Consider the following 26,269-nt stretch of genomic DNA (forward strand, 5'->3'; position numbering starts at 1 on the left):
TGACGTCTCGATTGGCCGCTGCGGCTTGCAGCGGCCTTTTTTTTGCCTGAAAAATCTTCCGCCTGTGCCGGCCTCTTCGCGGGCTCGCCCGCTCCCACAGGGAATATCACCAGACCTGAGGGCAGTGAGATCCCTGTGGGAGCGGACAAGCCCGCGAAGAGGCCAACACAGACAGTAGAACTTCAGCTCAGCGGGTACTTCTGCAGGTTCGCCATCATCTGCTGCAGCGCCTGCAAACTGTCCTGCGGATGCACCGCCCCGTCAAAGTCACCGATCCGGGCCCAGTTCTCGGCCACCTGCTCCGGGGTAAAGCCTTCGCGCGGATCGAAGCCCACCCCCAGGCTGCGCTCCCAACGCACCTTGCCCACCCAGCCGCCGCCTACCTCGAACAGCTCACCCGTGCCCTGGCACTGCTCGCTGCCCAGGTACACCACCAGCGGGCTGACCAGCTCGGGCTTGAGCCGCTCGAATACCTGGGGCGGGATCAGCCCTTCGGTCATGCGCGTGCCACCGGTGGGGGCGATGGCGTTGACCAGGATGCCGTGCTTGCGCCCTTCGATCGCCAGGGTGCGGGTCAGCCCGTATAAGCCCAGCTTGGCCATGCCGTAGTTGGCTTGGCCGAAATTGCCGTAAATGCCAGAGGTAGAAGCGGTGAAGATCACCCGCCCCCAGTTCTGCTCGCGCAGGTGTGGCCAGGCAGCCCGGGTGACCTTGTAGGCCCCTTCGACATGCACCTGGTAAACCTGCTCCCAGTCGCTGTCGTCCATTTTATGGAACGTCTTGTCACGCAGGATACCTGCATTGTTCACCAGCACATCAACCCGGCCAAAGCTGTCCAGGGCCTGCTCGACAATACGTGCACCCTGGCTGACCGAGTCGTGGTTGGCGATGGCGATGCCACCAGCGGCGCGGATCTGCTCCACCACACGATCGGCGGCCGAGGCGCTGGCACCTTCACCGTGGGTAGAGCCGCCGAGGTCGTTCACCACCACCTTGGCGCCACGTGCGGCGAACAGCAGCGCATGGGCACGGCCCAGGCCACCTCCGGCTCCGGTGACGATCACCACGCGATCTTGCAGACGGACAGGCTCGCTCATGCTCATGGCTCCAGGCAGGTTCAGGTAAGCCGAGTGTCCGCCGCAAACAACGGGCGGACAACAAAGCTCACGCAGGCTGAATGCCTGGCAATAACGCAGGGCGATGCGGCCCGGTCAGGACCACGCCACTTTCTGCGGATAGAAGCTCACAGGCTGCTCACGAAACGCCAGGTAGTGACGCAGCACTTGCACTGGCGCTTCGGTGTGCGGGTAATGGCCGATGCCTGGTAGCTGCACGGTGTCCGCCTCCGGCACCAGTTGCCGGTAGCGCTCGAGCATGTGCGCGCCGGACAGCGGGTCGACCACGCCATTGATCAGGCGCAGTGGCACGCCTGTGCGCTGCATCGCCCCGACCCAGCGCTCGCGGTGCAATCTGCGTTCGGGCATGTAGCTCACCAGCTTGTGCAGGATACGTGTGCCCCGGTTGGCGGTGATCAGGCTCCAGAAATCATCCAGGGCACTTTCGCTGGGGTGGGTGCAAGGGCCATAGACCTGGGTCACGTTGCGCACCAGGTCGTCACGCCCGAACGAACGCCCGACCAGCCAGCCGAACCGGCTGAGCAGCAGCTTCTGGATCAGCAGCATGCGGCAGCTTTCGGGGAACAGCCCGCTGTTGAGGAACACACAGCTGGCAACCTCGGCACGCTGCTCATGGTGCCGCGCCAGCAGCTCCTGGGCGACGCTGCCGCCGTAGTCGTGGGCCAGCAGGTGCACCGGCTGGTCGACCTGCAGGTGGCCAAGCAAAGCCTGCTGCAAGTCTGCCTGCTCCATCAGGCTGTAGGCGTGATCGACCGGCTTGGCCGAATCGCCAAAGCCCAGCATGTCGCACGCGATCACCCTGAAGCGTTGGCTCAAAGGCCCCCACAAATAGTGCCAATCCCAGCTGGCGGTGGGGAAACCGTGTAACAAAAGCAGGGGCTCTCCTTGCCCTGCGGTCCAGTAGCGGATGCTCTGGCCCCGGAAAGTGAAACTCTGTCCCCGGGTTCGCCAGACGCACAATGGAATTTCGGCCATAGGCATCAGAACGGTCCCGGTGAAGTGGTGTTGGCGGAATAGGGCAAGGCTGCGGTCATTGCATGTCACCTCGGCACATACATGTGCTCTCTATGTCGAGGCAGAGTCTAGCCAGCAGGCCATGGGCTGAAACTTGCGTTGCCAGCCAGCTTGATGACTGAGCGAGTCAGTGGCACGAACGGTCAGAGCAGCATGGCCAGCAGCGGTGCCGCGAACAGGTTCAACAACCCGGTCAGGACCATGACCAGGCCGGCCACCGAGCCTTCCTCACGGCCCACCTCCTGAGCCCGGCTGACCCCGGCACCGTGCGCCCCGACGCCAAACAGTGCACCCCGTGCCAGGGGCGTGCGCAGCGGCAACCAGCGCAGCAGCACGCCACCGAACATGGCGCCGAGCACGCCGGTGAACATCACGAACACCGCCGTCAGCTCCGGCACGCCCCCCAGGTCATGGGCCAAGGGCATGGCAAACGGCGTGGTGATCGAACGTGGCACCAGCGACAGGCTGGTTGCACTGTCCAGCGCCAGCAGGTGCGCAAGGCCCCAGGAGCTGGCGATCGAGGCACTGCTGCCTGCCACCATGCCCACCATCAGGGCCGGCCAATGGCGCGCCAGCATGGCCCGCTGCTGCCAGATCGGCACCGCGAAGGCCACAGTCACCGGGCCGAGCACGCTCATCAACCAATGGGTATTGCGGGCATACTCTGCATAGGCGGTATGCAGCGGCACCGCCACGGCCAGCAGCAGCACAGGTACCAGGATCAACGGCGACAGCAGGTAGCGCTTGCTGCGCCGGTACAGCCAACGGCTGCCCAGGTAAGCCAGCAAGGTCAGGGCCAGCCAGAACAGCGGCATGGGTTCAAGGCTCATGGCGCAAGCTCCAGCGGCACACCAGTTCCACGGTCAAGGCAGTCACCACCATCACCATCAGCGTGCTCACGGCGATCACCAGCAGGATGCGCCAGCCCTCTTCACGGATGAGCGAGCCGTAATCCAGCAGGCTCATCAGCGCCGGGATGAAAAACAGCAGCATCTCGGCCATCAGCCAGCCCGCGCCCAGTTGCAACATGGCCGGCTTGAGCACACCTGAAGCGAACAGTATCAACAACAGTGCCAGGCCCATCACGCCGCCGGGGATTGGCCAGCCCAGCCAACTGGCAAGCTGGCCTCCGAGCAGGAACAAAGAACAAAGGATCGCCAGCTCGACAAGCAAGCGCAGGGCTTTTTTCAATAACGCGGGTTTCATGATGAGGGTTCCTCGACAGACCCTTATTTTAAGATTCGGCTGCCTAGGCCAGAAGCGAATTGTTAGACTGATCGCCATTCCATAATGGAATTCAGAGCATGGAATTCAAACAGCTACGCAGCTTTATCGAAGTGGTCCACCGCGGCGGTTTCACCCAGGCGGCGCACACCCTGCACATCAGCCAGTCGGCTGTAAGCAAGCAGGTGGCCCAGCTGGAGCAAGATGTGGGCCAGCCACTGCTGGAGCGCCAGGCCTCGCAGCTGCACCTGACGGCAGCCGGGCGCATTGTGCTGGAGCGTGGCGAGGCCCTGCTGCGTCAGCGCCAGGCACTGCTCAACGAGCTGGACGACCTCAGCCTGATGGAGCGTGGCGAGCTGCGCCTGGGCTTGCCCATGCTGGGCAGCGACGCCCTGTTCGCCGGTTTGTTCGCCGAATACCGCCGGCGCCACCCGAATATCGCGATTCAGTTGCTCGAAGGCGGCAGCCGTAGTGTCGAGCAGGCAGTCAGGAGTGGCGAACTGGAATTGGGTGGCAGCCTGACGCCCAGCGACGAAGCGTTCGACTACCAACCGTTTTGCAACGAACCGCTGGATGCCCTGCTGCCGGCTGGCCATGCCTTGGCGGGCCTGGACGAGGTGGACCTGGGGCAACTGGCCGTTACCCCGTTCCTGCTGTATCAGCGCAGCTTCGTGCTCAATGACCGGCTGCTGAAGGCGTGCCAGCAGCACGGTTTTACCCCGAAGGAAGGCGGGCGCAGCGGCCAGGCGGATTTTTTGGCAGCGCTGGTGGCGGCGGGCCAGGGCGTGGTGCTGCTGCCCCGGGTGGTGGCAAAAGCGCTTGAGCGCCCTGGGGTGGTGCGTTTGCCGCTGCGTTCGCCGCAGGATTTGCGTTGGGATATTGCCTTTATCTGGCGGCGCGGGGCGTACCTGTCACGAGCGGCGCAGGCGTGGTTGGCGTTGCTGCGCGAGTGGCCGGTGCCGGGCAGTAGCTAATGCTTGAGCCTGCGCCGGCCCTTTCGCGGGTGAACCCGCTCCCACAGGGACACCACAGTTTGGGAAAGCTGCGCCCTACAGGTGGGAGCGGGTTTACCCGCGAAGAGGCCAGGACAAGCGAAAATGCCCCGTCAGGCTTTCAACGCTTGAACAAGCTCCGCCAACCACGGTTCGGCATCGGCTTCCGGGGTCACGGTCTCGCTAGCATCCAGGCGCAGCATCGGCTGCACTTCGCGCACACCCAACTCGGCAAACAGCTCGCGCATTTGTTCGCCACCACCACAGTAGGTGTCACCGTAGCTGGCATCGCCCAGCGCAATGACTGCACCCGGCAGGCCACGCCAGGCCGCAGGCAGGGTGTCACGAATGGCGCAGTACAACGGCATGAGGTTGTCCGGCAGCTCGCCCATGCCGGTGGTCGAGGTCACGGCCAGCAAGGCGTCTGGGGCAAAACCTTCAAGATCCTGCAGGGTGGCACGCGCCGCATGCCAGGCCTCCAGGCCTCCAGCCTTCAACAGCGATTCGGCGTGACGGGCGACTTCTTCGGCGGTGCCATAGACCGATCCGGAAATAATGGCGACTTTCATCGGGTAGAGGATTCCGAAACTGAGTGAAAACGTAGGATACTAGCATCCAGCGCTGGCAAAAGGCCGCCTCTACCAAAGTCGCCGCCTTCAGCCTTTCTTTGCTCAATGGCCCAGACATGATCAACGCGCAATTGCTGCAATCGATGGTCGATGCGTCCAATGACGGGATCGTGGTTGCCGAACAGGAAGGCGACGACACCATCCTGATCTACGTGAACGCCGCCTTCGAACGCCTGACCGGCTATAGCCGCGACGAAATCCTCTACCAGGATTGCCGCTTCCTGCAGGCAGACGACCGTGACCAGCTTGGCCGTGCCCGCATCCGCAGGGCCTTGGCCGAAGGCCGCCCCTGTCGCGAAGTGCTGCGCAACTACCGCAAGGATGGCAGCGCGTTCTGGAACGAGCTGTCGATCACCCCGGTAAGGCTAGACGCTGAACAGCGGACCTATTTCATCGGTATTCAGAAGGACGTCAGCCGCCAGGTCCAACTTGAGCGGGAGCTGGCCGAACTGCGCGTTTGTCCGAAACCCGACGAACGCGCCTGAACCAAGTACGCCACGCACGGTCAATTCCGTTGAAGAAATCGCCACCACCGAGTTCGATCATGCAAGCAGACGCGCTCCTGACCCAGGACGAACTGGATTTCATCCAGAGCATGCAGCATTCGCCGCAACTGAACCTGGCAGACTCCATGTCGAGCCTGCTGGTCAATGGCGACCGTCGCATCCAGAGCTTGCTGACCCGCCTGGTGGCCAACGAACAGGTGACTTTGCAGGCCCAGTTCAACAACCAGCAGATCAGCTTCCCGCTGCAGTTGGTGGAAGACGAGTTCCACGCCCTGCACCTTCAAGTGGGTTCACCCGAAATCTACGAAGACGGCCCCATGCTGCGCGCGTGGCGCCTGTCGATGGAAACCCCCAGCCCGTTGCTCGATAGCCATGATCAGCAAAGCGGCCTGTGGGTTCGCGATATTTCGTTCAAAGGTGTACTGGTGGAGATACGCGGCTTGCCAGCGGCGCCCATACGTTTCGAGTTGCGCTTCGCCCCGGGCGATATCAGCCCGATCGAATTGCATGGTGTACTGGGCCGGCGCATCGGCCCGGACCTGGCGGCCTACGACCTGGGCCAGAGCCCGGCCGAAGAGATCGACCGCCTGCGCGACTATATCCTCCAGGCCCATCGCCAGGCGCACCCCGAACTGCACACTCAGGTATCGAGCTGACCGGCCAGAAACTGCCGCAAGCGCTGGCGCATCACACTACCCTGCGCCCCAAGGCACGCTACCAGGCTGCCTGCCAGGTGGTCCTGTGCCACTTCTGCAGCTTCGCCGGCCAGCAACAACGGGCATTCCAGTACCGCAGCCATGCGCACCAGTCGTCGGGTGAGTTCCGCCGTGGGTGGGTGGTGGGAAAACAGCACCAGGGCATCGGGTTTCAGGCGTTCGCAGACCAGCGCCAGCTCCTGCAGCGGCTGCCCGCTCGCCAAGGGCGTCACGCCAATATCGTCGCTGCCCAGGCTCAGGCCGGTCACCAGTAATTCCAGTTCATGGCATTGCCCTGGCAACGCTGCCAGCAGCACTGTGCGACCACGCGGCACATGGGCGAGCTGCAAACGGGCAAATACCCGGCCACGCAAGAACTGGTCAAGGAACAGCCACTCGCTGGCCTGCCCATAGCCGCCCTGCCCGGCCGCCAGGTCGTGCCAAACCGGCATGAACACCTCGGCGAACACCTGGTCCAGGGTGTTGGCAGCAAACACCTCGTCGAACAGCCGGTCCAGGCCGGCCATGTCAAACCGCTGCACGGCCTGACGCGCCTGGTGCTGCCAGCGCAACCACGTGTCCGTCGCCCCGCTGACCTGCTCGGCAAGGGCATGACCGCGAGCGAGGATGCTGCCCACTTTACTCACCGCCACACCGCGCTCAAGCCAGCCGAGGATACGGCGGATGTCATCGATGTCCGCTTGGGAATAAAGGCGGTGGCCACTGTCGGTGCGGGTTGGCTGAATCAGCCCGTAGCGGCGCTCCCAGGCACGCAGGGTCACGGCGTTGACGCCCGTCAGTCGGGAAACTTCGCGGATCGGAAACAGCTCCTGCTGCTCAAGACCCACTTCGATCAGCGGACGTCCCTGTTCGTTCATCTGCACAGCGTACCCTGAGTGCGGAAGTTGAGCGCTCATTCTACTACGCCGACACCGATCGCAGGGTGCAACCGTTTGCCGGCTGACATTTGCCGAAGATCACACATGCGCGATAATCCGCGCCCGATTCTTGCATGCACACCTGCGTCGCCCACCACCCCGGGCCACGTAGCCAAAGGGGCCAGCTACCCGCCAGCCCCGTTGCCAGGAGATACACGATGTCTACCCCACCCGTCACCTTGATGGTGTCGCGCCGCGCCGCCCATGGCCGCTACCAGGACCTGCTGGCCTGGCTGCATGAAGGCGAGCAGCTGGCCACCGACTTCCCCGGCTACCTCGGTTCGGGCATCCTCGCCCCGCCCCGCGATGGCGACGAATTCCAGATCATCTTCCGCTTCAGCGACGAACCCACCCTGCATGCCTGGGAGCATTCCGCCTCGCGCCGGGCTTGGCTGCAACGCGGCAACGGCCTGTTCGAACGCCCCAAAGAAGCGCGCGTCAGTGGCATCGACGACTGGTTTGGCACCAATACGGTGCAAAAACCACCGCGCTGGAAGCAGGCGGTGGCCATCTGGCTGGCGTTCTTCCCGGTGTCGCTGGCGTTCAACCTGCTGCTTGGCCCCTGGCTGGCCACGCTGGACCTGCTGCCTCGGGTAATGCTCAGCACCCTGGCCCTGACGCCGGTCATGGTGTACCTGTTCATCCCCCTGTCCACCCGCCTGCTGGCCAGTTGGCTGCATGCCTCACCTGCCACCACTGGCGCCCTGCGCAGCCGCTGAGGCCAGGCCATACAACTGGGAAACAGTTCGGGTATGCTGGGCGGCAACCAAACGACAGACAAGTTGACCGCCCCGAAATGAACAGCCCCATTCTCGTTACCGGAGCCAGCCAGCGCGTCGGGCTGGCCCTGGCCCTTGAACTGGCAAAGGCCGGCCATACGGTGGTCAGTGCCAGCCGCAGCGTCCAGCCACACACGGCCCACCCGAACATCGTGCAGTTTCAGGCCGACCTGTGCCTGGCGGCCGACCGCCAGGCCCTGATCGATCACCTGCACAGCCATTACGACGGCCTGCGCGCCATCATCCACAACGCCTCGCTGTGGCTCGATGACGGGCTCGACAACCTCGATACCATGTTCCGCCTGCACGTCGAAGCGCCCTACCACCTCAACCTGGCCCTGGGCGACTTGCTTGCCAAAGTGGAAAAGGCCGACATCATCCACATCTGCGACGAAACCTCTTCTCGCGGCAGCAAAAGCCACATTGGCTACGCCGCCACCAAGGCTGCGCTGCAGAACATGGTGCTGTCATTCGCTGAAAAATATGCGCCCACGGTGCACGTGAACGGTATCCTGCCCGGGCTGCTGATCCTCAAGGAAGGGGGCGACGAAGCCTACCGCCAGCAAACCTTGAAAAAGGCCCTGCTGGAGTTCGAACCCGGCGCCGGCCCGCTGATCGAGACAGTCAAATACCTGCTCGCCAGCCAGTACAGCACCGGTAGCCAGGTGGTCATCAATGGTGGCCGCCACTTGAAGAACCGCATGACCTGAGAGAAGCCCATGACCCCACAGCAACAGCTCGAACTCGAAGCCGCCGCGTTCCGGCGCCTGGTCGAACACTTGCAAAAGCGCACCGACGTACAGAACATCGACCTGATGAACCTGTCCGGTTTCTGCCGCAACTGCCTGTCCAAGTGGTACAAGGCTGCGGCCGACGAGCGCCAGCTCGACCTGAGCCTGGACGACGCCCGCGAAGCGGTATATGGCATGCCCTACGCCGAGTGGAAAGCCCAATACCAGAAAGAAGCCAGCGCCGACCAACAGGCGGCGTTCGAAAAAGGAAAACCTCGTGACTGATCTGAACACCCTGCGCGCCAGCCTGGCCAGCGGCCAACATGTATTTGCCGATACCCTGGCGTTCATTGCCGACAACTACAGCTACCAGCCGCAGGCCTTCAACAACGGCGGCGTGGAGAACGCGGCCGGGCAGAACGAAGGGTCGTGCAAGACCTTGGGCCTGGCTTTGCTGGAAGGGCTGAGCGACCAGGAAGCGCTGCTGGCCTTTGGCGAGCACTACCGTGATGTGGTGGCCACGCCTGAGGGCAGCGACCATGGCAATATCCGTGCGCTGATCGAGCATGGTTTGGCCGGTGTGAAATTTGCCGGGCAGCCGCTGTCGCGCAAGGCTTGAGATAGTCGGGGCCGCTTTGCGGCCCCAAAATCCTGCCCCCCCCTCAATCGATGAGGGTGCCGGGTACCCCGTGGTCCAGCGCTCCTCGTTGCAACCACTGCAAGGCCACCGGCCACAGGCTCTCGCGAAACCGGTCATGGAAAAACGCGAAATGGCCAATCTCCTCGACCGAGATATCCACAGGCGCGATACGCAGGTGCCGGGCACCCTGTAGATAACTCAGCAACCGCTCGGTCGCCGCCACAGTGCCAAACGGGTCATCGGTCAAGCTGATGGCCAGCGTCGCTGCCTGGACGTGTGCAAACGGTACCCTCTCCAGCCGGCGCCCACTTGGCCGATGCTCATAGCGTGGCGTACGGGTGGTCCAGTCATCCACCACCCCTGCCGGGGTGTCTTCCATCCAGCCCAGACGCTTGCCGGGGAAGTAGCCCAAAGCGCGGGTAAGCAAAGGCATCACCACATGCCATTTGCCGAACAGCCGCCAGCGTTGATCAGCCGCATAATCGCGCCAGTAGGCAAACTGTGCGCCTACCATCACTACCCTGCGTATCTGGCCGGCCGATGGTGCCAGGCCGACTGCGCAACCGCCAAAACTGTGCCCCACCACGTCTATTGGCTGGCCGGGGAAACGCTCGGTCGCATGCGCCAACATCGCTTCGAAATCCAGACGGCCCCAGTCGCTCCAAGATGCCTGGAAACCGCGCAACGAAACCGGGCGGGATTCGCCGATGCCACGGTAGTCGTAGGTCAGCACATCGCAGCCCTGGGCAAACAGGTAGTCGGCAAAGCGGGAATAGTATCGGCAGCGTACCGAAGTGGCCGCGTTGATGATCACCAGTGGGCGCTGGGGGTCAGGCTGGGCGTGACGCCAGCAGAAGCCGCCGAGGCTGTAGCCATCGGCTGTGGCCTGGCGAAAGGGGGTGGCGGGTTGGGTGAGGCTGCTCATGGCGCATTCCCTGTTGTTGTGCGCCAAAACTAGCAAAAAATCTTGAACCTGTGCTGGCCTTATCGCCGGCAAGCCAGCTCCCACAGGATTTCACAGGCCATGAGGCTTGTGGTGTACCTGTGGGAGCTGGCTTGCCGGCGATAGGGCCAGCCCGGTTCGGCTTACAGCTCGATGCAGTCGAACTTCACATCGGTGGCCACGTCGTCGTCATAGTTGACGTCAGCGCGCTCGAATCCGAACAGGTTGAGGAACTGCTTCTTGTAACCGGCATAGTCGGTCAGGGCGAACAGGTTCTCGGTGGTGACCTGTGGCCACAGGGCCTTGCACTCGTTCTGCACATCATCGCGCAGTTCCCAGTCGTCCAGGCGCAGACGGCCCTTCTCGTCGACTTCGGCCGGCGCACCATCGGCGCGATACAGGCGGTCGCGGTACATGCGGTCCAGTTGGTCCTGGGTGCCTTCGTGAACGCCTTTCTCCTGCATGATCTTGACGACCATCGACAGGTACAGCGGCATTACCGGAATGGCCGAGCTGGCCTGGGTAACCACCGATTTCAGCACGGCCACGTTGGCGCCGCCTTTCACTTCGCCGGCCAGCTTCTGGTCCAGGCGCAGGGCAGTTTCGTCCAGGTCCTGCTTGGCCTGGCCCAGTGCACCGTGCCAGTAGATCGGCCAGGTGATGTCGCTGCCGATGTAGCTGAAGGCCACGGTGCGAGCGCCTTCGGCCAGCACGTTGGCGCCTGCCAGGGCGTCGATCCACAGCTGCCAGTCCTGGCCGCCCATGACGGTCACGGTGTCGGCAATTTCCTGCTCGGTGGCCGGCTCGATGCTGGCCTCGATGATGGTGTCCTTGTTGGTGTCGATGGCGGTCGACTTGTAAGGCTCGCCGATCGGCTTGAGTGCCGAGCGGATGACTTCACCGGTCTGCGGCAGTTTGCGCACAGGCGAGGCCAGCGAGTAGATGACCAGGTCGACCTTGCCACCCATCTCGTTCTTGATCAGCTCGATGACCTTGGCACGGGCCTCGTCGGAGAAGGCGTCACCGTTGATCGACTTGCTGTACAGGCCCTCGGCCTTGGCAAACTTGTCGAAGGCAGCGGAGTTGTACCAGCCAGCAGTGCCGGCCTTGGTTTCGGTGCCTGGTTTTTCGAAGAACACGCCCAGGGTGTCGGCCTTGAAACCGAACGCTGCGGTGATACGCGCTGCCAGGCCGTAGCCACTGGAAGCACCGATGACCAGGACCTTCTTCGGGCCATCCTCGCGCACGCCCAGCTTGCGGGTGGCTTCGATCTGGTCACGGACGTTGAGCTCGCAGCCCTTCGGGTGAGTCGTGGTGCAGATGAAACCGCGAACCTTAGGATGAATGATGGCCAATGTCTGTACCTCGTCAGGTTTATGCCGGGGAAACGCCGCTTGGGGCGATTCCGATTTTCAGAGGGTGAGACTACCCCCGCAGGTTATCCGACACATATTACGGGGTGATCAAAAGGATGCAAAACCAAGGTTCTCCTGTGCCGGCCTCTTCGCGGGCTCGCCCGCTCCCACATGGACCGCACAGGTTTTGAGATTTGTGGCATACCTGTGGGAGCGGGCAAGCCCGCGAAGAGGCCGGCACAGGTCTACTCAATCCCGACGTCGACGACGCCCGGTGATCATCGACAACGGCAGGTTCTCGCGAAGGCGCACACTCTCGTAGATGGCCGCCAGCACATGCACACACACCAACGCCAACACCGCATCGGCCAACCAGCTGTGCAGGTCGGTCAGCCAATCGGCGCCCCACAGCGCATCCACCTCCTGGGACGCCCAGCCGGTCAGGACCAGCCCTGCGATACCGGTCAGCATCAACAGCATCACCAACGCGCCAATCGGCGAATGCCCCAGGCGATGACAAGGCTCGCCGCGCAGCAGCGCACGGGCATGCCCTGCCAGGCGCGCCGGGGTTGGCCAGAAATCGGCCCAGCGCGCGCTGGGTGGCCCGACAAAGCCCCAGACCACGCGCACCACGACACAGGCCAGTGCGTAGTAACCCAGCCACTGGTGCCAGTCGTCCCCTTCTTCGTTGAAAAAATAGTCGGCGAAGAACACACCGGCGATGGAGAGATGGCACAGCCGCAGGAGCGGGTCCCACAGCTGCACAGTGCCGTCGCTGTTCAATCGTGGTACTCGGACTTGACCGCCTTGCCGCTCACCGGGTCATGGTAGATCTCGACCTTGCGGCCATCCTTGTCGAGACCATAGATCTCGTAGCAGTTGCCCTTGGTAACCTTGAACTTGTTGATCTTGTAACCCTGCTCCTTGAGCTGGGCCTGGAACTTTTCCTGGTCTTGCCAGGTGCTTTTGTCTGCGCTGGTGCATTGGGTGGCGGCGAATGCTGTGCTGCTGCCGATCAGTAGCATCAAGGCGATGAGGGTGCGCATGGGTATGGGCTCCATTCAGTTGAGTGAAAACAGCACGGAATTCAGCTTAGTTGGATAGGACGCCGAGCGCCCATTGATTTATTTTTCACATCAATCCGAAAGAAAAACAAACTTAACAAATGAGCCAAAGCCACCGATGCTTGGGCATTACGCCCATCGCACGGAGAACAACAACATGAACGACGTGGTCATCGTCGCCGCTACCCGCACCGCCATCGGCAGCTTCCAGGGCGCCCTGGCCACGGTACCTGCGGTCGACCTCGGTGCCGCCGTGATCAAGCGCCTGCTGGAGCAGACCGGGCTGGACCCGGCGCAGGTGGACGAAGTGATCCTCGGCCAGGTGCTCACCGCCGGCGCCGGGCAGAACCCGGCACGCCAGGCCGCGATCAAGGCCGGCTTGCCCTACAGCGTACCGGCGCTGACCCTGAACAAAGTCTGCGGCTCGGGCCTCAAGGCCTTGCACCTGGCCGCCCAGGCCATTCGTTGCGGTGATGCCGAGGTGGTGATTGCCGGTGGCCAGGAGAACATGAGCCTGGCCCCCTATGTGATGCCTTCGGCCCGCACTGGGCAGCGCATGGGCCATGGCCAGCTGATCGACAGCATGATCACCGATGGCCTGTGGGATGCCTTCAACGACTATCACATGGGCATCACCGCCGAGAACCTTGTGGACAAGTACGGCCTCAGCCGTGAGCAGCAGGACGCTTTTGCCGCCGAATCGCAACGCAAGGCCGTGGCGGCCATCGAGGCCGGCCGCTTCCTTGATGAGATCACCCCAATCGTGCTGCCACAGAAAAAGGGTGAGCCCAGAGTGTTCGCCCAGGACGAACAGCCACGCCCGGACACCACCGCTGACTCCCTGGCCAAACTGCGTCCTGCGTTCAAGAAGGATGGCAGCGTTACCGCTGGCAACGCCTCCAGCCTGAATGACGGCGCCGCTGCCGTGCTGCTGATGAGTGCCGCCAAGGCCAAGGCCCTGGGCTTGCCAGCACTGGCGAAGATCGCCGCCTATGCCAGTGCAGGGGTAGACCCGGCAATCATGGGCATCGGCCCGGTTTCAGCGACTCAGCGTTGCCTGGACAAGGCCGGTTGGCAACTGGCCGAACTGGACCTGATCGAAGCCAACGAAGCCTTTGCCGCACAGGCGCTGGCAGTGGGCAAGGTGCTGGAATGGGATGCTGCGCGGGTCAACGTGAATGGCGGGGCCATTGCCCTGGGCCACCCGATTGGCGCTTCCGGGTGCCGGGTGCTGGTGACCTTGCTGCACGAGATGATCAAGCGGGACGCCAAGAAAGGCCTGGCGACCTTGTGCATCGGCGGTGGGCAAGGCGTGGCGCTGGCGATCGAGCGCTGATCAGCAGGCCCCGCCTATTCGCGGGCTTGCCCGCTCCCACAGGGACCGCACAAGTTTCAAGGTTTATGCTGTACCTGTGGGGCCAGGGGCCACATGAATTTTCAAGGCTTGCACTGTACCTGTGGGAGCGGGTTCACCCGCGAAGGGGGCGGCACAGGCTGCCGAAAATCAAGCGGCAGCCCGGTTCTCTTCCAGTGCAGCAACCAACACCGCCACTTCCTGGCACTTCTGCACGGCCACTTCCAGCGGGCTGCGCGTCAACGAGCAGGATGGCGCCAGCCACAGCCGCTCTCCCAGGCGCTCATGGGCATCGTGCAGCAGGTCCAGGGTCGCGCCCAGATTGCAAGGCGCGGCGTTGTCGCCGTCGACCAGGCCCAGTGACAGCACTTTGTAGGCCGGCAGGCGGTCGAGAATGGTCACGTACTGGTCGGGTGCCTGAACCAGGTCGATGTGCAAGCCATCGACCGGCAGGTTCGCGGCCAGGCCGAGGTTGCCTCCAAGGCCACCAGAGTATGTGGCAATCAGCTTCTTCAAAGGCGCGCGCTGAAGGATGTTATAGACGCGCTCGAAAGCGTTTTTCCAGTCCTGTGGAAGGTCTTCGGCGAGAATCGGCTCATCGATCTGCACCCACTCGACGCCCAGGGTAGCCAGGCGGTTGAGATGCTGGTCATACAGCGGCAGCAGGCGTTCGAGGCGCTCCAGCGTGTCGATGCCGTCGTTGGTTTCGCCCTGCCACAGATAGGTCAATGGGCCGATCACCACTGGCTTGACCGCATGCCCCAAGGCCTTGGCCTGTGCCACTTCGTCGAAAAGTTGCGCCCAGCTCAGGTCGAACGGTTGGTCAAACCAGGCAAAGTCGCCCACTGGCAGCAGTTCGATGCCGGCCTCTCTCTGCACCTGCCAGTGGCGGGCACGCAGCTCGCTGTCGTGGTCGATGCGTGGAAAGCCCAGGTTGTGTGCCAGTGCCATGTCTTGTCCCTTCAGCCTGCATAAATGAATGAGGCGATTGTCCGGTTGAGACCGGTTTGAGACAAACTCATTAAATTTGAGATGAACCCAAGATTTTTTCATGATCATGATGATGTCTCATTCAGAGCACCGCCCTGCGCATCCGGACATGACCCCGCCCGCCTTCTGCCGCACAATGCCACCCTGACCACACCAGGTGCCCGGCCACATGAGCCTGCTGAAAACCGCGCTGCGCGAACAGAACTTCGTCTGCGTCATGGAGTTCGTCCCCAAGCCTTCTGCAGAACGCTTCGCCGCCATGGAAGCGATCATGGCCCGCGCGCACCTGTGCGGCTGGCCAATGACCGTGGCCATCGGCGATCGCGTCGGGAGCCCGCTGGACATGTCGCCGCTGGACGCCCTCGCCTCGTTCAGCAACCCGGTACCTGCCCTGCCGCATTTTTCCGGCAAGGACCGCGAGCGTCACCACCTCCTTGCCCAACTGCAGCGCATGGACGCCGCGGGCCTCGACCAGCTGTTGCTGCTGACGGGCGACCGCCTGCCCGGCCACGAGCCCGGCCAGCGCCCGGTGCGCTATCTGGAATCGGTCGCCGCCCTGCTGATTGCCCGCCAGGCTTGCCCGCACTGGCTGCTGGGCGCTGCACTGAACCCGTTCAAGTACTGTGAGGAAGAAGGCGGCGCCCAGTATTTCAAGGCCGAGAAAAAACTCGCAGCAGGCGCCGACTTCCTCACCCTGCAACTGGGTTTCGATGCCGCCAAGCATCAGGAAGCCATGCACTGGATGCGTCGCCAGCCCACGCCCAAGCCGATGCTGGCCTGCCTGATGAGCCTCACCCACGGGCGCGCGGCAATGCTCGACCACGTGGCCGGGGTCACTGTCACACCGTCCATGCGTGGCATGCTCGAAGCGGAGACTGCGCAGTCCAAGGCCTTTGCCCAGGCACGCAGCGTCGACCGCCTGGCGTTGCAGATCATTGGCGTGAAACTGATGGGCTACGCCGGTGTGCACCTGTCAGGGGTTCACGAACTGAAACAACTGCTTGCCCTTGAAGGCCGTATCGAGCACTGGCAAAACCAGGTCCACACGCTGGAGCAGTGGGCGCCCGCCTGGCAGGCCAGTTGGCAGATGCCCGGGCTGCCGGCAGTGATATTCCACCCGCCACAAGCGGCCTGGCGCCAGGGCGAGTCGCGGGTCGATGCCTCGTTCAAAGAGAAAGCACGCTATCACCTGATGCACGGCATGCATTCACTGCTGTTCAGCCGCCGCAACAGCCTGAGCAAGGCATTTGGCTGGGCGGTACGCCGGCCGCTGTGGGCTACGCACCTTGGCGCACAAGTGCTGCACAAGGTGGAACGTGCGGTGAAACGGCCGCTGGTGGGTTGCGATACCTGCGGCCGCTGCCGCCTGGAAGACACCCTGTACGTCTGCCCGGAAACCTGCCCCAAAGGCCTGGCCAATGGCCCCTGCGGCGGTACCGCGCTGAACCGCTGCGAATTCGGCGACCGCGAGTGCATCCACAGCGTCAAATACCGCACGGCAAAGGCAGTGCGGCAAACGGCGGTGCTGACCGAACGCCTGATCCCGTGCATCGAGGTGGAAACCCGCCACCGCAGCTCATGGCCGCAGTGGTTCCAGGCCGCAACGCCGCGCCGGCTCAGCCCGCAGCCAGCGCCTCGAAACCAGCCCGAATCGTAGCCTCGGGCAGTTCATCGGCGATGAACACCATTACACTCTCGCGGGCTTCACCCTCGGCCCATTCTGCATCCCAGTCGAAACCGTAAAGCTTGAGCACGCCCTGAAACACCAGCTTGCGGTCTTCACCGGCAATGTTCAGCACGCCCTTGTAGCGCAGCAGCTGTTTGCCGTGGGTTTCCAGCAGCTCATTCATGAAGCCGCTGAGGCGGTCGATGTCCAGCGCGGTTTCCGTGCGCAGCACCATGGTGGAGATACGGTCGGGGGTGGCGGACTTGAGCACCGGGCGAAGCATCGGTTTCAGGTTCGCGCCCAGGTCGGGGTTGAGGTTGAAACCACGCACATCCAGTAGCTCCGCCAGGTCGATACGGCCGTGCTCGACCACACGGATTGCAGCCCGGCCATTGATGCGGGCCAAGCGTTCGCACAGGGCTTCTACCGTAGCCGGCTCGACCAGATCGGTCTTGCTCAGCAGCAGGCGATCGGCAAAGCCGACTTGGGCCTGGGCGATGGTCTGTGTCAGGTGCAGTTCGGCATGAACAGCGTCGACCAGGGTGATGATGCCGTCGAGGATGTAGCGCTCACGCAAGTCCTCGTCGATGAAAAAGGTTTGCGCCACCGGCGCCGGGTCGGCCAGGCCGGTGCATTCGATTACCAGCCGGTCAAAGGCGATCTCGCCTGCGTCAATGCGCTCAAGCAGCAGGTACAAGGCGCGGGTGAGGTCACCATGGATGCTGCAGCACACGCAGCCATTGGCCAGGGTCATCACCTGCACCGGCTCGTCGCCCAGCAACTGGCTGTCGATGCCGGCCTCGCTGAATTCGTTTTCGATCACGGCAATCTTCAGGCCGTGCTCGGCCTTGAGCATGTGCTTGAGCAAGGTGGTCTTGCCAGCGCCGAGGAAGCCTGTGAGTACGGTTACGGGAATAGGCGTCTGCACGCAGAACATCTCCTGTGCGGAAAAAACAGTGGCCCCATCGCCGGCAAGCCAGCTCCCACAGGTACTGCACAGACTGGTGGCCTGTGGAGCACCTGTGGGAGCTGGCTTGCCGGCGATGAGGCCGGACAGGTCAACGCTTAGGGTTCAACAGCATTTGGGCCCGGACTTGCCGCCGTAACGGGCTTCCTGGCGTTCGCGGAAGAACGCCTCGTAGCTCATCACCGGCTTGTCCGGATGCGTCTTCTGCATGTGTTCGACATAGTTGTCGTAGTCGGGCATGCCGACCATCAGGCGGGCTGCCTGCCCCAGGTATTTCCCCAGTCGACCCAAGTCGTTGAACATAACTGCAGTCCTCTCGATTACGCGTCAGGCAGGGCCTGGAACGGGGTTTCCTTGTCGCTGCGCTCCTTGCGGCCCCAAGCGCCGTAGCCGACCTTGAGGGCGAAGAACAGGATGCTGAAAACCACCAGCAGGAACAGAATCGTCAGGCCCGCGTTGGTGTAGGCGTTGAAGATAACGTGCTGCATCTGCCCGATGTCCTTGGCCGGGGCCAGGACCTGGCCGGCGTCCAGCGCAGTGCTGTACTTCTTGGCCAGGGCCAGGAAGCCAACGGCCGGGTTCGGGTCGAACAGCTTGATCAGCCCTGCAGCAGTGGTGCAGATCAGCAGCCAGACGGCCGGCAGCAGGGTGACCCAGATGTAGCGTTGACGCTTCATCTTGATCAGCACCACAGTACCGAGCATCAAGGCGATACCGGCGAGCATCTGGTTGGAGATGCCAAACAGCGGCCAAAGGGTGTTGATGCCACCCAGCGGGTCGATCACGCCCTGGTACAGCAGATAGCCCCACATCGCCACGCAGCCAGCGGTGGCGAGCAGGTTGGCCCCCCACGATTCGGTACGTTTGAGTGCCGGTACGAAGCTGCCCAGCAGGTCTTGCAGCATGAAGCGCCCGGCACGGGTACCGGCGTCGACTGCGGTGAGGATGAACAGTGCCTCGAACAGGATCGCGAAGTGGTACCAGAAGGCCATGGTGTTTTCACCTGGCAACACCTGGTGCAGGATCTGCGCGATACCGACTGCCAGGGTTGGCGCACCGCCGGCACGGGCCAGGATGGTGTGCTCACCAATGTCACGGGCGACGGCTTCAAGCTGCTCAGGGGTAATCAGGAAGCCCCAGCTGCTGACCGTCTGCGCCACCGACGCAACGTCTGCGCCCACCACGGCGGCCGGGCTGTTCATGGCGAAGTACACGCCCGGTTCGATCACCGAAGCGGCGACCATGGCCATGATGGCCACGAACGACTCCATCAGCATGCCGCCGTAGCCGATGTAACGGGCGTTGGTTTCGTTGTCCAGCAGCTTGGGCGTGGTGCCCGAAGAGATCAGCGCATGGAAGCCCGACACCGCACCACAGGCGATGGTGATGAACAGGAACGGGAACAGGGTACCCTTCCACACCGGGCCTGTGCCGTCGGTGAACTGGGTCAGCGCCGGCATTTTCAGCTCGGGCGCAATGATCAGGATACCGATGGCCAGGCCAACGATGGTGCCGATCTTGAGGAAGGTCGACAGGTAGTCACGCGGCGCCAGCACCAGCCACACCGGCAGCACTGCGGCGACGAAGCCGTAGCCCACCAGCATCCAGGTGATCTGCACGCCGGTGAAGGTGAACGCCGGGCCCCAGACCGGATCCGCAGCGATCACGCCGCCCAGCCAGATCGAGGCCAGCAGCAATACCACGCCAACCACCGAGATCTCGCCAATGCGGCCCGGGCGGATGTAGCGCATGTAGATGCCCATGAACATCGCGATCGGGATGGTCGCCATCACCGTGAACATGCCCCACGGGCTCTCGGCCAGGGCCTTTACCACGATCAGCGCCAGCACCGCAAGGATGATGATCATGATCAGGAAGCAGCCGAACAAGGCGATGGTGCCCGGAATGCGGCCCATCTCCTCGCGCACCATGTCGCCGAGCGAACGGCCGTTGCGGCGGGTGGACATGAACAGGACCATGAAGTCCTGCACCGCACCGGCCAGCACCACGCCGGCGATCAGCCACAGCGTGCCGGGCAGGTAGCCCATTTGCGCGGCGAGCACCGGGCCGACCAGGGGGCCTGCGCCGGCGATGGCAGCGAAGTGGTGACCGAAGAGGATATGTTTGTTGGTCGGGACGTAGTCCAGGCCGTCGTTGTTGAGCACCGCCGGGGTGGCGCGGCGCGGGTCCAGTTGCATCACCTTGGTGGCGATGAACAGGCTGTAGTACCGGTAGGCAACCAGGTAGATGGCCACCGCCGCGACCACGATCCACAAGGCGTTGATTGCCTCACCGCGACGCAGGGCGACCACACCCAGCGCGCAGGCCCCTATGACTGCCAGCGCCAGCCACGGAATGTGGCGTAGCAGGCTATTATTGTTGTTCATGGTTAGCTTCCAGCTGGTGGATTGGAAAGACCGCCCACCGAGTCTAGGGCGAGTCAAGGCGCATTGCCACACTTGCTTTGGTCTAGAGCCTCTGCGGCCAGATTGCGGTACCTGATGCACATACCCTTCTAACTATAGTCAGGATGTCACTTTAGGACCTACCCGAGGATCCACGCCATGAGCGATCACGACGAACGCCGCCGTTTCCAGCGTATCCAGTTCGACGCCCCGACCAGGCTGTGCCAGGGCGAGCGTTGCTGGGAGGTGAAACTGCTCGACCTGTCCCTCAAGGGCCTGCTGGTCGAAAGCCCTAAACCCTGGGATCCCGACCTGAGCCAGGATTTTGAAGCCTACATCCTGCTCAACGACGAAGTGACCGAGGTGCAGATGCAGGTCGAACTGCGCCACGAAGAACCGGACCGGCTGGGCTTCATCTGCCTGTACATCGACATCGATTCGATGAGCCACTTGCACCGTCTTGTGGAATTGAACGTGGCCGACAGCACCGAAATGATGCGTGAGCTGCGCGAACTCATCGAATAATGAAATCTCTTAGCTAGCTAATAGCCTCCTCGCGATGTGTTTCCTGTCTACCCAGACAGCTTTAAGCCTGGGTAGCAGCACTTTGTACACACCCCTCTAATACAGCATTTGATGAGTTGGTACGCCTTCTGCATTGGGTTTTCGCACATCCGGCGGCCGCCCTTGTGCGCGCTCCGATCAAAATATTGTATACAATTCTTGTGGTAATCATTTGCCGGAACTGTCTACAGTAGCGACACAAAAATAAACAGAGAGCCTGCTCCATGACTACGTCCCCTAGCACGTCTCCCGCCAAGCGCCCCGAGGATGAAAATCTCGGGCTTGGTGCCAACCTGGCTTACGGTCTGCAGCATGTGTTGACCATGTACGGAGGGATCGTCGCGGTACCCCTGATCCTGGGGCAGGCCGCAGGCCTCAACGGCGCCGAAATAGGCATGCTGATTGCTGCCTCGCTGTTTGCCGGTGGCCTGGCCACCCTGCTGCAAACCCTCGGCCTGCCGTTCTTCGGCTGCCAGTTGCCGCTGGTGCAGGGCGTGTCGTTCGCCGGTGTGGCGACCATGGGGGCGATCCTCAGCAGCGAGGGCGGCGGTGGCCTGCCAGGCGTGCTCGGCGCCGTCATGGCAGCATCGCTGATCGGCTTCCTGATCACCCCGGTGTTCTCGCGCATCACCAAGTTCTTCCCGCCGCTGGTGACCGGTATCGTCATCACCACCATCGGCCTGACCCTGATGCCGGTGGCTGCACGCTGGGTGATGGGTGGCAACAGCGCCTCGCCGGAATTCGGCAGCGTGGCCAACATCGGCCTGGCGGGGCTGACCTTCGCCATCGTGCTGCTGCTGAGCAAGCTGGGCAGCGCGACCATCTCGCGCCTGTCGATCCTGCTGGCCATGGTGCTCGGTACCCTGATCGCCTGGGCGCTGGGCATGACCGACTTCAGCAAGGTCACCGAAGGTGCGATGTTCGCCTTCCCCACGCCGTTCCATTTCGGCATGCCGGAATTCCACATCGCCGCGATCCTGTCGATGTGCATCGTGATCATGGTCACCCTGGTGGAAACCTCGGCCGACATCCTCGCCGTGGGTGAGATCATCGACACCAAGGTCGACTCCAAGCGCCTGGGCAACGGCCTGCGCGCCGACATGGCATCGAGCATCCTGGCGCCGATCTTCGGCTCGTTCACCCAGAGCGCGTTCGCCCAGAACGTTGGCCTGGTGGCCGTGACCGGGGTCAAGAGCCGTTACGTGGTGGCCACGGGCGGTGTGATCCTGGTGGTGCTCGGCCTGCTGCCGGTCATGGGCCGGGTGATTGCTGCAGTACCGACCCCGGTACTGGGCGGTGCGGGCATCGTGCTGTTCGGCACGGTGGCGGCCAGTGGTATCCGCACCCTGTCCAAGGTCAGCTACAAGAACAACGTCAACCTGATCATCGTCGCCGCTTCGCTGGGCTTCGGCATGATCCCGATTGCCGCGCCAACCTTCTACCACCACTTCCCGAACTGGTTCGAGACCATCTTCCACTCGGGCATCAGTTCGGCGGCGATCATGGCCATCCTGCTGAACCTGATCTTCAACCACTTCACCACCGGCAACTCGGAAAACCAGTCCGTGTTCGCCGCAGCGTACGAACGCACCATCCAGTACTCCGACATTTCCGCACTGCGTGATGGCGACTACTTCAAGGATGGCAAGCTGTTCGATGCCGAAGGAAACGAAGTGCCATTGCTGGAACTGGACGAGCATGGCAACCAGACGGTCAGGCGTGCGGCAGTTGCCGAACATTGACCGCTGACTGAGCGGTGAGAGGGGGGCCGACGCGCATCGTCGGCCCCTTTTTCGTTTGACTGTACTGGCCCTATCGCCGGCAAGCCAGCTCCCACAGGTGCTGCACAGGATCTGGAAACTGTGGTCCTTCTGTGGGAGCTGGCTTGCCGGCGATAGGGCCGGGCCTGACTACGAATTACTCGAACAATGCATCCAGGGCCTGTTCCAGGCGGGTGACGGCAATAACCTGCAGCCCCGCCGGCGACTCTTTCGGCGCATTGCCCTTGGGCACGATGGCGCGCTTGAAACCATGCTTGGCCGCTTCCTTCAACCGCTCCTGGCCACTGGGCACCGGCCGCACCTCGCCCGACAGGCCGATCTCGCCAAACACCAGCAGCCCATGGGCCAGTGGCCGGTTACGCAAGCTGGACATTACCGCCGCCAGCAATGCCAGGTCCGAAGCCGTCTCCAGCACCTTCACACCGCCCACCACGTTGAGGAATACGTCCTGATCATGGGTGGGAATACCGCCGTGGCGGTGCAGCACCGCCAGCAACATGGCCAGGCGGTTCTGATCCAGGCCCAGGGTTACCCGGCGCGGGTTTGCCAAGTGGCTGTCGTCGACCAGTGCCTGTACCTCGACCAGCATTGGCCGGGTGCCCTCCCAGGTCGCCATCACCACACTGCCCGGCACTTCTTCCTGGGTACGGTTAAGGAAGATAGCCGACGGGTTGGACACCTCTTTCAGGCCCCGGTCGGTCATGCCGAACACGCCCAGTTCGTTGACCGCGCCAAAGCGGTTTTTCACCGCTCGCAACAGGCGCAGGCGGCCGTCGGACTCACCTTCGAAATACAGCACGGTATCGACCATGTGCTCCAGTACCCGCGGGCCGGCCAGCGAGCCTTCCTTGGTCACGTGGCCGACCAGGAAGATCGCCGTGCCGCTCTGCTTGGCGTAACGCACCAGCAGCGCCGTGCTCTCACGCACCTGGGCCACGCCGCCGGGTGCCGACTGCAATTGCTCGGTGAAGATGGTCTGGATCGAGTCGATCACCATCACCCGCGGTTTCTCGACGCGTGCCGTGGCAATGATGGTTTCGATGCAGGTTTCGGTCATCACCTTGAGCTTGTCCTGGGGCAAGCCCAGGCGCCGCGAGCGCATGGCCACCTGCTGTTGCGACTCCTCACCCGTAACATACAGCGCCGGCATGCCCACGGCGATGTTGCACAAGGTCTGCAGCAGGATGGTCGACTTGCCGATGCCCGGGTCGCCACCAATCAGCACCACCGAGCCATCCACCAGGCCGCCGCCCAACACGCGGTCCAGTTCGGTGCTGCTGGTGGTGAAGCGCGGGATTTCCTCGACGCTGACTTCGGCCAGGGTCTTGATCTGCGCTTGCTGCCCGGTCCAACCGGCGCGGCCAGTACTGGGCGCCGCGGCACCGCCGCTCTCGATCATGGTTTCGACCAGGGTGTTCCAGGCCCCGCATTCACCGCACTGGCCGGCCCATTTGGGGAAGGTCGCGCCGCACTCGGTGCAGCCATACAAGCGCTTGGCCTTGGCCATGGATGGGGTCTCCTGGAAAAAACCGCCATGATAGCCGAGCCGGACGTGTCTCGAACGCTTCGGGATGCGACAAAACTATTCGTTCTAACCGCAGTCACTACCCCTGAACACGACGCATGAAGCGTTTAAGTGGCTTACACTGCGTTAACCTTACCTTTTGTTACAAGGAACCAAACATGGGCATGATCAGTGAGTTCAAGGCCTTCGCGGTCAAAGGCAATGTCGTCGACATGGCGGTCGGTATCATCATCGGCGCAGCCTTCGGCAAGATCGTCTCGTCCTTCGTCGGAGACGTGGTCATGCCGCCACTGGGTCTGTTGATCGGTGGGGTGGACTTCAGCGACCTGGCCATTACCCTGAAGGCTGCCGAAGGTGACATTCCGGCAGTGGTGCTGGCCTATGGCAAGTTCATCCAGACCGTGATCGACTTCTTGATCGTTGCCTTTGCCATCTTCATGGGGGTGAAGGCAATCAACAGGCTCAAGCGCGAAGAAGCTGTGGCACCGACTGTGCCGCCAGTGCCTTCGGCTGAAGAAACCCTATTGACCGAGATTCGCGATTTGCTCAAGACGCAAAACCAGAATCGGCTGCCTTGAGGTTGCCGGGGGCGCTGTGCGCCCCCAACAGCATTACCAGTAGTTTTCCACAGCCACCTGCCCCGGCCGCTTGCTCAGGCTCAGTTGCAGGTCACGCGCCTTCAGCACCTTGCGCGTCTCGTCGATCATCTCCGGGTTGCCGCACAGCATCACCCGCGAATGTTCCGGCGACAGCTCCAGCCCTGCTGCCTTCTCAAGCTCGCCATTCTCGATCAGCGTGGTAATGCGCTCATTCAGTGCCCCCGGGTGCTGCTCACGGGTCACCACCGGAATGAACTGCAACTTGCCGGCGTACTCAGCCAGGTAATCGCGCTGCTCCAGCCCGGCGATTTCATCCACGTAGGCCAGCTCTTTCGCTTCGCGCACCGAATACACCAGCTTGATGCTGTCGAAACGCTCCCAGGCCTCGAAGTCCTGCAGGATCGACATGAATGGCGCAATTCCGGTGCCGGTCGCCAGCAGCCACAGGTCGCGGCCACCCACGAAGCGGTCAAGGGTAAGGAAGCCAAAAGCCTGGCGGTCGATCAGCAAGGTATCACCCGCCCCCAGGCGGCTCAGCTCACTGGTGAACTCGCCGCCTGGCACCACGATGGAGAAGAAGTCGAGGTGCTCGTCATGCGGTGCGCTGACCATGGAGTAGGCGCGCCACACCACGCTGCCATCGGCCTTGGTCACGCCCAGGCGGGCGAACTGGCCGGAACGAAAGCGGAACCCTGCATCGCGCGTAACCCGCAGGCTGAAGAGGTTCGGCGTGAGCGGCTGAACATCGAGCAGGGTCTGGCGGGTGAACTTTTCGGCGCTAGCGGTCATATCGGGCTCCAGGTTTGACGTGCGCACAGTGTCGCGCAAAGTGGCCCGGATAAAAACCACTGCTTTGTAGGGCCTCATCAAGGGTGATCGTGCCGAAGTTGCAGAGAAACCTGATCGCTATAACAAAATATTCCCAACGCCATGGTAGGTCTTTTCCTACAATGACCCCGGTACTCAAATGGATTGGATCCGACACCCCGAGGAGTTTCAGATGCTTCACTGGAATCCCGAACACCTTCAGGCGTTCGTCAACGAGCGCAGCCCACGGAAGCTGTTCGACATCGCGGTCCATCTGGCACAAGACCTGGGCATGGAATACCTCGGCTTGAACATGCGCATCCAGATCGCCACTCAGACACCCAGGGTGTACCTCTACAGCAACTATCCGGCTGAGTGGATCGAGCGCTACCAGCGCGATGAGTTCTACAAGCAGGACCCGGCCGCAAACGTCAGCCATAGCTCGACCATGCCGGTGCTGTGGACCGACGAACTGTATCGTGAAGCCCCGCAGTTTCGCGAAGCGGCCTGCCTGTACGGCTTGCGCCATGGCTGGACGCAATCACTGCACGACCTGCAGCACAACGAGAGCCAGATCAGCGTGGCCAGGCCAGCCGAAAAGATCGACATTGTCGAGCTTTACGGCAAGGCCGGCAGCGTGCAGTGGCTGTGCCATACCCTGCATGCGGTACTCGGCGAACACCACCTGAATGCACTGTGCCCATCGCAACCGAAAATGAGCGAGCGTGAACTGGAAGTGCTGAAATGGTCGGCCGCCGGCAAGACCGCAGCCGACGTGGCCTGCATTCTCTCACTGTCGCAGAGCACGGTGAACTTCCACATTCGCAGCGTCATCACCAAGACCAACGCCGCCAACAAGGCCGGCGCCATCGCCATCGCCGCCCTGCGTGGCTGGATCTGACCTTCAAACCTGCGACCTTGGGCAAAGCCCTGTAGAATTGCCCGGCAAAGCCCGGGGCGAACCG

The 26,269-nt window shown here is 62.6% G+C and carries 29 protein-coding genes; 13 read left to right on the forward strand and 16 right to left on the reverse strand.

What is annotated here, in order from left to right; all coding sequences use genetic code 11:
* Positions 1-182 precede the first annotated feature (182 nt).
* The 4 genes from WF331_RS08690 to WF331_RS08705 all read right to left on the reverse strand — a co-directional run bounded on the left by WF331_RS08690 (position 183) and on the right by WF331_RS08705 (position 3,356).
* On the reverse strand, positions 183-1,097 hold the full coding sequence (locus tag WF331_RS08690; RefSeq protein WP_016497952.1) for an SDR family oxidoreductase: 915 nt from the start codon (positions 1,095-1,097) through the stop codon (positions 183-185).
* Positions 1,098-1,211: 114 nt separating this feature from the next.
* Positions 1,212-2,117: an alpha/beta fold hydrolase gene (locus WF331_RS08695; RefSeq protein ID WP_041167552.1), complete on the reverse strand. Its 906-nt coding sequence runs from the start codon at positions 2,115-2,117 to the stop codon at positions 1,212-1,214.
* A 176-nt stretch (positions 2,118-2,293) separates the two neighbouring features.
* Positions 2,294-2,980 (reverse strand): LrgB family protein, encoded by a 687-nt coding sequence (locus WF331_RS08700; RefSeq protein ID WP_016497950.1) that lies wholly within the window; start codon positions 2,978-2,980, stop codon positions 2,294-2,296.
* Positions 2,970-3,356, reverse strand: coding sequence for a CidA/LrgA family protein (locus WF331_RS08705; RefSeq protein WP_016497949.1), 387 nt, complete (start codon positions 3,354-3,356; stop codon positions 2,970-2,972). The genes WF331_RS08700 and WF331_RS08705 overlap by 11 nt, the downstream gene beginning before the upstream one ends.
* A 98-nt stretch (positions 3,357-3,454) precedes the next feature.
* On the opposite strand from WF331_RS08705, the gene WF331_RS08710 reads away from it, so the two are divergent.
* Positions 3,455-4,348 (forward strand): LysR family transcriptional regulator, encoded by an 894-nt coding sequence (locus WF331_RS08710; RefSeq protein ID WP_340622807.1) that lies wholly within the window; start codon positions 3,455-3,457, stop codon positions 4,346-4,348.
* A gap of 131 nt (positions 4,349-4,479) precedes the next feature.
* Here WF331_RS08710 and WF331_RS08715 read toward each other — a convergent pair whose 3' ends face one another.
* Entirely contained in the window at positions 4,480-4,935 is a 456-nt protein-coding gene (locus WF331_RS08715; protein WP_174369724.1) for a flavodoxin, read from the reverse strand.
* A 116-nt stretch (positions 4,936-5,051) separates the two neighbouring features.
* Here WF331_RS08715 and WF331_RS08720 point away from each other — a divergent pair, with 116 nt between their 5' ends.
* Positions 5,052-5,480, forward strand: a complete 429-nt coding sequence (locus WF331_RS08720; protein ID WP_016497946.1) for a PAS domain S-box protein — start codon at positions 5,052-5,054, stop codon at positions 5,478-5,480.
* A 59-nt stretch (positions 5,481-5,539) separates the two neighbouring features.
* Positions 5,540-6,157 carry a hypothetical protein gene (locus WF331_RS08725; protein ID WP_340622808.1) on the forward strand — a complete coding sequence of 206 codons (618 nt, stop codon included), beginning with the start codon at positions 5,540-5,542 and terminating at the stop codon, positions 6,155-6,157.
* Here WF331_RS08725 and WF331_RS08730 read toward each other — a convergent pair.
* Positions 6,142-7,074, reverse strand: coding sequence for a MerR family transcriptional regulator (locus WF331_RS08730; protein WP_340622809.1), 933 nt, complete (start codon positions 7,072-7,074; stop codon positions 6,142-6,144). The two genes, WF331_RS08725 and WF331_RS08730, sit on opposite strands and share 16 nt — an antisense overlap.
* A 218-nt stretch (positions 7,075-7,292) precedes the next feature.
* On the opposite strand from WF331_RS08730, the gene WF331_RS08735 reads away from it, so the two are divergent.
* From WF331_RS08735 to WF331_RS08750, 4 genes are all read left to right on the forward strand, one after another.
* Positions 7,293-7,853, forward strand: coding sequence for a hypothetical protein (locus WF331_RS08735; RefSeq protein ID WP_016497943.1), 561 nt, complete (start codon positions 7,293-7,295; stop codon positions 7,851-7,853).
* A gap of 77 nt (positions 7,854-7,930) precedes the next feature.
* On the forward strand, positions 7,931-8,623 hold the full coding sequence (folM, locus tag WF331_RS08740) for a dihydromonapterin reductase (RefSeq protein ID WP_016497942.1): 693 nt from the start codon (positions 7,931-7,933) through the stop codon (positions 8,621-8,623).
* 9 nt (positions 8,624-8,632) lie between these two features.
* Complete coding sequence (locus WF331_RS08745) at positions 8,633-8,929, forward strand: DUF1244 domain-containing protein (protein ID WP_003260708.1); 297 nt, start codon at positions 8,633-8,635, stop codon at positions 8,927-8,929.
* Positions 8,922-9,263: a HopJ type III effector protein gene (locus WF331_RS08750; protein ID WP_016497941.1), complete on the forward strand. Its 342-nt coding sequence runs from the start codon at positions 8,922-8,924 to the stop codon at positions 9,261-9,263. Before WF331_RS08745 ends, WF331_RS08750 begins: the two co-directional genes overlap by 8 nt.
* A 43-nt stretch (positions 9,264-9,306) precedes the next feature.
* On the opposite strand, the gene WF331_RS08755 is transcribed toward WF331_RS08750, so the two are convergent.
* The 4 genes from WF331_RS08755 to WF331_RS08770 form a co-directional block, all read right to left on the reverse strand.
* Entirely contained in the window at positions 9,307-10,209 is a 903-nt protein-coding gene (locus WF331_RS08755; RefSeq protein ID WP_284360434.1) for an alpha/beta hydrolase family protein, read from the reverse strand.
* A 161-nt stretch (positions 10,210-10,370) separates the two neighbouring features.
* Entirely contained in the window at positions 10,371-11,582 is a 1,212-nt protein-coding gene (fabV, locus tag WF331_RS08760; protein ID WP_340622810.1) for an enoyl-ACP reductase FabV, read from the reverse strand.
* A 249-nt stretch (positions 11,583-11,831) separates the two neighbouring features.
* Positions 11,832-12,365, reverse strand: coding sequence for a cytochrome b/b6 domain-containing protein (locus WF331_RS08765; protein ID WP_340622811.1), 534 nt, complete (start codon positions 12,363-12,365; stop codon positions 11,832-11,834).
* The gene (locus WF331_RS08770) at positions 12,362-12,628 is read right to left on the reverse strand and encodes a PepSY domain-containing protein (protein ID WP_016497937.1); all 267 of its coding nucleotides are present in this window, start codon (positions 12,626-12,628) and stop codon (positions 12,362-12,364) included. Before WF331_RS08770 ends, WF331_RS08765 begins: the two co-directional genes overlap by 4 nt.
* 175 nt (positions 12,629-12,803) lie before the next feature.
* Here WF331_RS08770 and WF331_RS08775 point away from each other — a divergent pair, with 175 nt between their 5' ends.
* Entirely contained in the window at positions 12,804-13,982 is a 1,179-nt protein-coding gene (locus WF331_RS08775) for an acetyl-CoA C-acetyltransferase (protein ID WP_041167958.1), read from the forward strand.
* Between the two features lie 168 nt (positions 13,983-14,150).
* Here the strand turns inward: WF331_RS08775 and WF331_RS08780 are convergent, their stop codons facing one another.
* Positions 14,151-14,951 carry a 5-methyltetrahydropteroyltriglutamate--homocysteine S-methyltransferase gene (locus WF331_RS08780; protein WP_016497935.1) on the reverse strand — a complete coding sequence of 267 codons (801 nt, stop codon included), beginning with the start codon at positions 14,949-14,951 and terminating at the stop codon, positions 14,151-14,153.
* A gap of 208 nt (positions 14,952-15,159) precedes the next feature.
* Between WF331_RS08780 and WF331_RS08785 the strand changes: the two genes are divergently transcribed.
* Positions 15,160-16,647, forward strand: coding sequence for a methylenetetrahydrofolate reductase C-terminal domain-containing protein (locus WF331_RS08785; RefSeq protein WP_016497934.1), 1,488 nt, complete (start codon positions 15,160-15,162; stop codon positions 16,645-16,647).
* On the opposite strand, the gene yjiA is transcribed toward WF331_RS08785, so the two are convergent.
* From yjiA to WF331_RS08800, 3 genes are all read right to left on the reverse strand, one after another.
* Positions 16,607-17,584 (reverse strand): GTPase, encoded by a 978-nt coding sequence (gene yjiA, locus WF331_RS08790; protein ID WP_340622812.1) that lies wholly within the window; start codon positions 17,582-17,584, stop codon positions 16,607-16,609. The two genes, WF331_RS08785 and yjiA, sit on opposite strands and share 41 nt — an antisense overlap.
* A 144-nt stretch (positions 17,585-17,728) precedes the next feature.
* A complete protein-coding gene (locus WF331_RS08795) occupies positions 17,729-17,926 on the reverse strand; it encodes a YbdD/YjiX family protein (protein WP_003251633.1) in 198 nt (65 codons plus the stop codon).
* Positions 17,927-17,943: 17 nt separating this feature from the next.
* Entirely contained in the window at positions 17,944-20,010 is a 2,067-nt protein-coding gene (locus WF331_RS08800) for a carbon starvation CstA family protein (protein WP_016497932.1), read from the reverse strand.
* 177 nt (positions 20,011-20,187) lie between these two features.
* Here WF331_RS08800 and WF331_RS08805 point away from each other — a divergent pair, with 177 nt between their 5' ends.
* Positions 20,188-20,553, forward strand: a complete 366-nt coding sequence (locus tag WF331_RS08805; RefSeq protein ID WP_016497931.1) for a PilZ domain-containing protein — start codon at positions 20,188-20,190, stop codon at positions 20,551-20,553.
* A 263-nt stretch (positions 20,554-20,816) separates the two neighbouring features.
* Positions 20,817-22,334, forward strand: coding sequence for a nucleobase:cation symporter-2 family protein (locus WF331_RS08810; protein ID WP_016497930.1), 1,518 nt, complete (start codon positions 20,817-20,819; stop codon positions 22,332-22,334).
* A 175-nt stretch (positions 22,335-22,509) separates the two neighbouring features.
* Here the strand turns inward: WF331_RS08810 and radA are convergent, their stop codons facing one another.
* Entirely contained in the window at positions 22,510-23,880 is a 1,371-nt protein-coding gene (radA, locus tag WF331_RS08815; protein WP_016497929.1) for a DNA repair protein RadA, read from the reverse strand.
* Positions 23,881-24,056: 176 nt separating this feature from the next.
* On the opposite strand from radA, the gene mscL reads away from it, so the two are divergent.
* Positions 24,057-24,476: a large-conductance mechanosensitive channel protein MscL gene (gene mscL, locus WF331_RS08820; RefSeq protein ID WP_016497928.1), complete on the forward strand. Its 420-nt coding sequence runs from the start codon at positions 24,057-24,059 to the stop codon at positions 24,474-24,476.
* A gap of 33 nt (positions 24,477-24,509) precedes the next feature.
* Here the strand turns inward: mscL and WF331_RS08825 are convergent, their stop codons facing one another.
* Complete coding sequence (locus tag WF331_RS08825) at positions 24,510-25,286, reverse strand: ferredoxin--NADP reductase (RefSeq protein ID WP_026034600.1); 777 nt, start codon at positions 25,284-25,286, stop codon at positions 24,510-24,512.
* A 211-nt stretch (positions 25,287-25,497) separates the two neighbouring features.
* Here WF331_RS08825 and WF331_RS08830 point away from each other — a divergent pair, with 211 nt between their 5' ends.
* Entirely contained in the window at positions 25,498-26,205 is a 708-nt protein-coding gene (locus WF331_RS08830; protein ID WP_041167551.1) for an autoinducer binding domain-containing protein, read from the forward strand.
* Positions 26,206-26,269: the final 64 nt, after the last annotated feature.

This window comes from Pseudomonas sp. YNh (assembly GCF_037993085.1).
Taxonomy (GTDB): Bacteria; Pseudomonadota; Gammaproteobacteria; order Pseudomonadales; family Pseudomonadaceae; genus Aquipseudomonas; species Aquipseudomonas putida.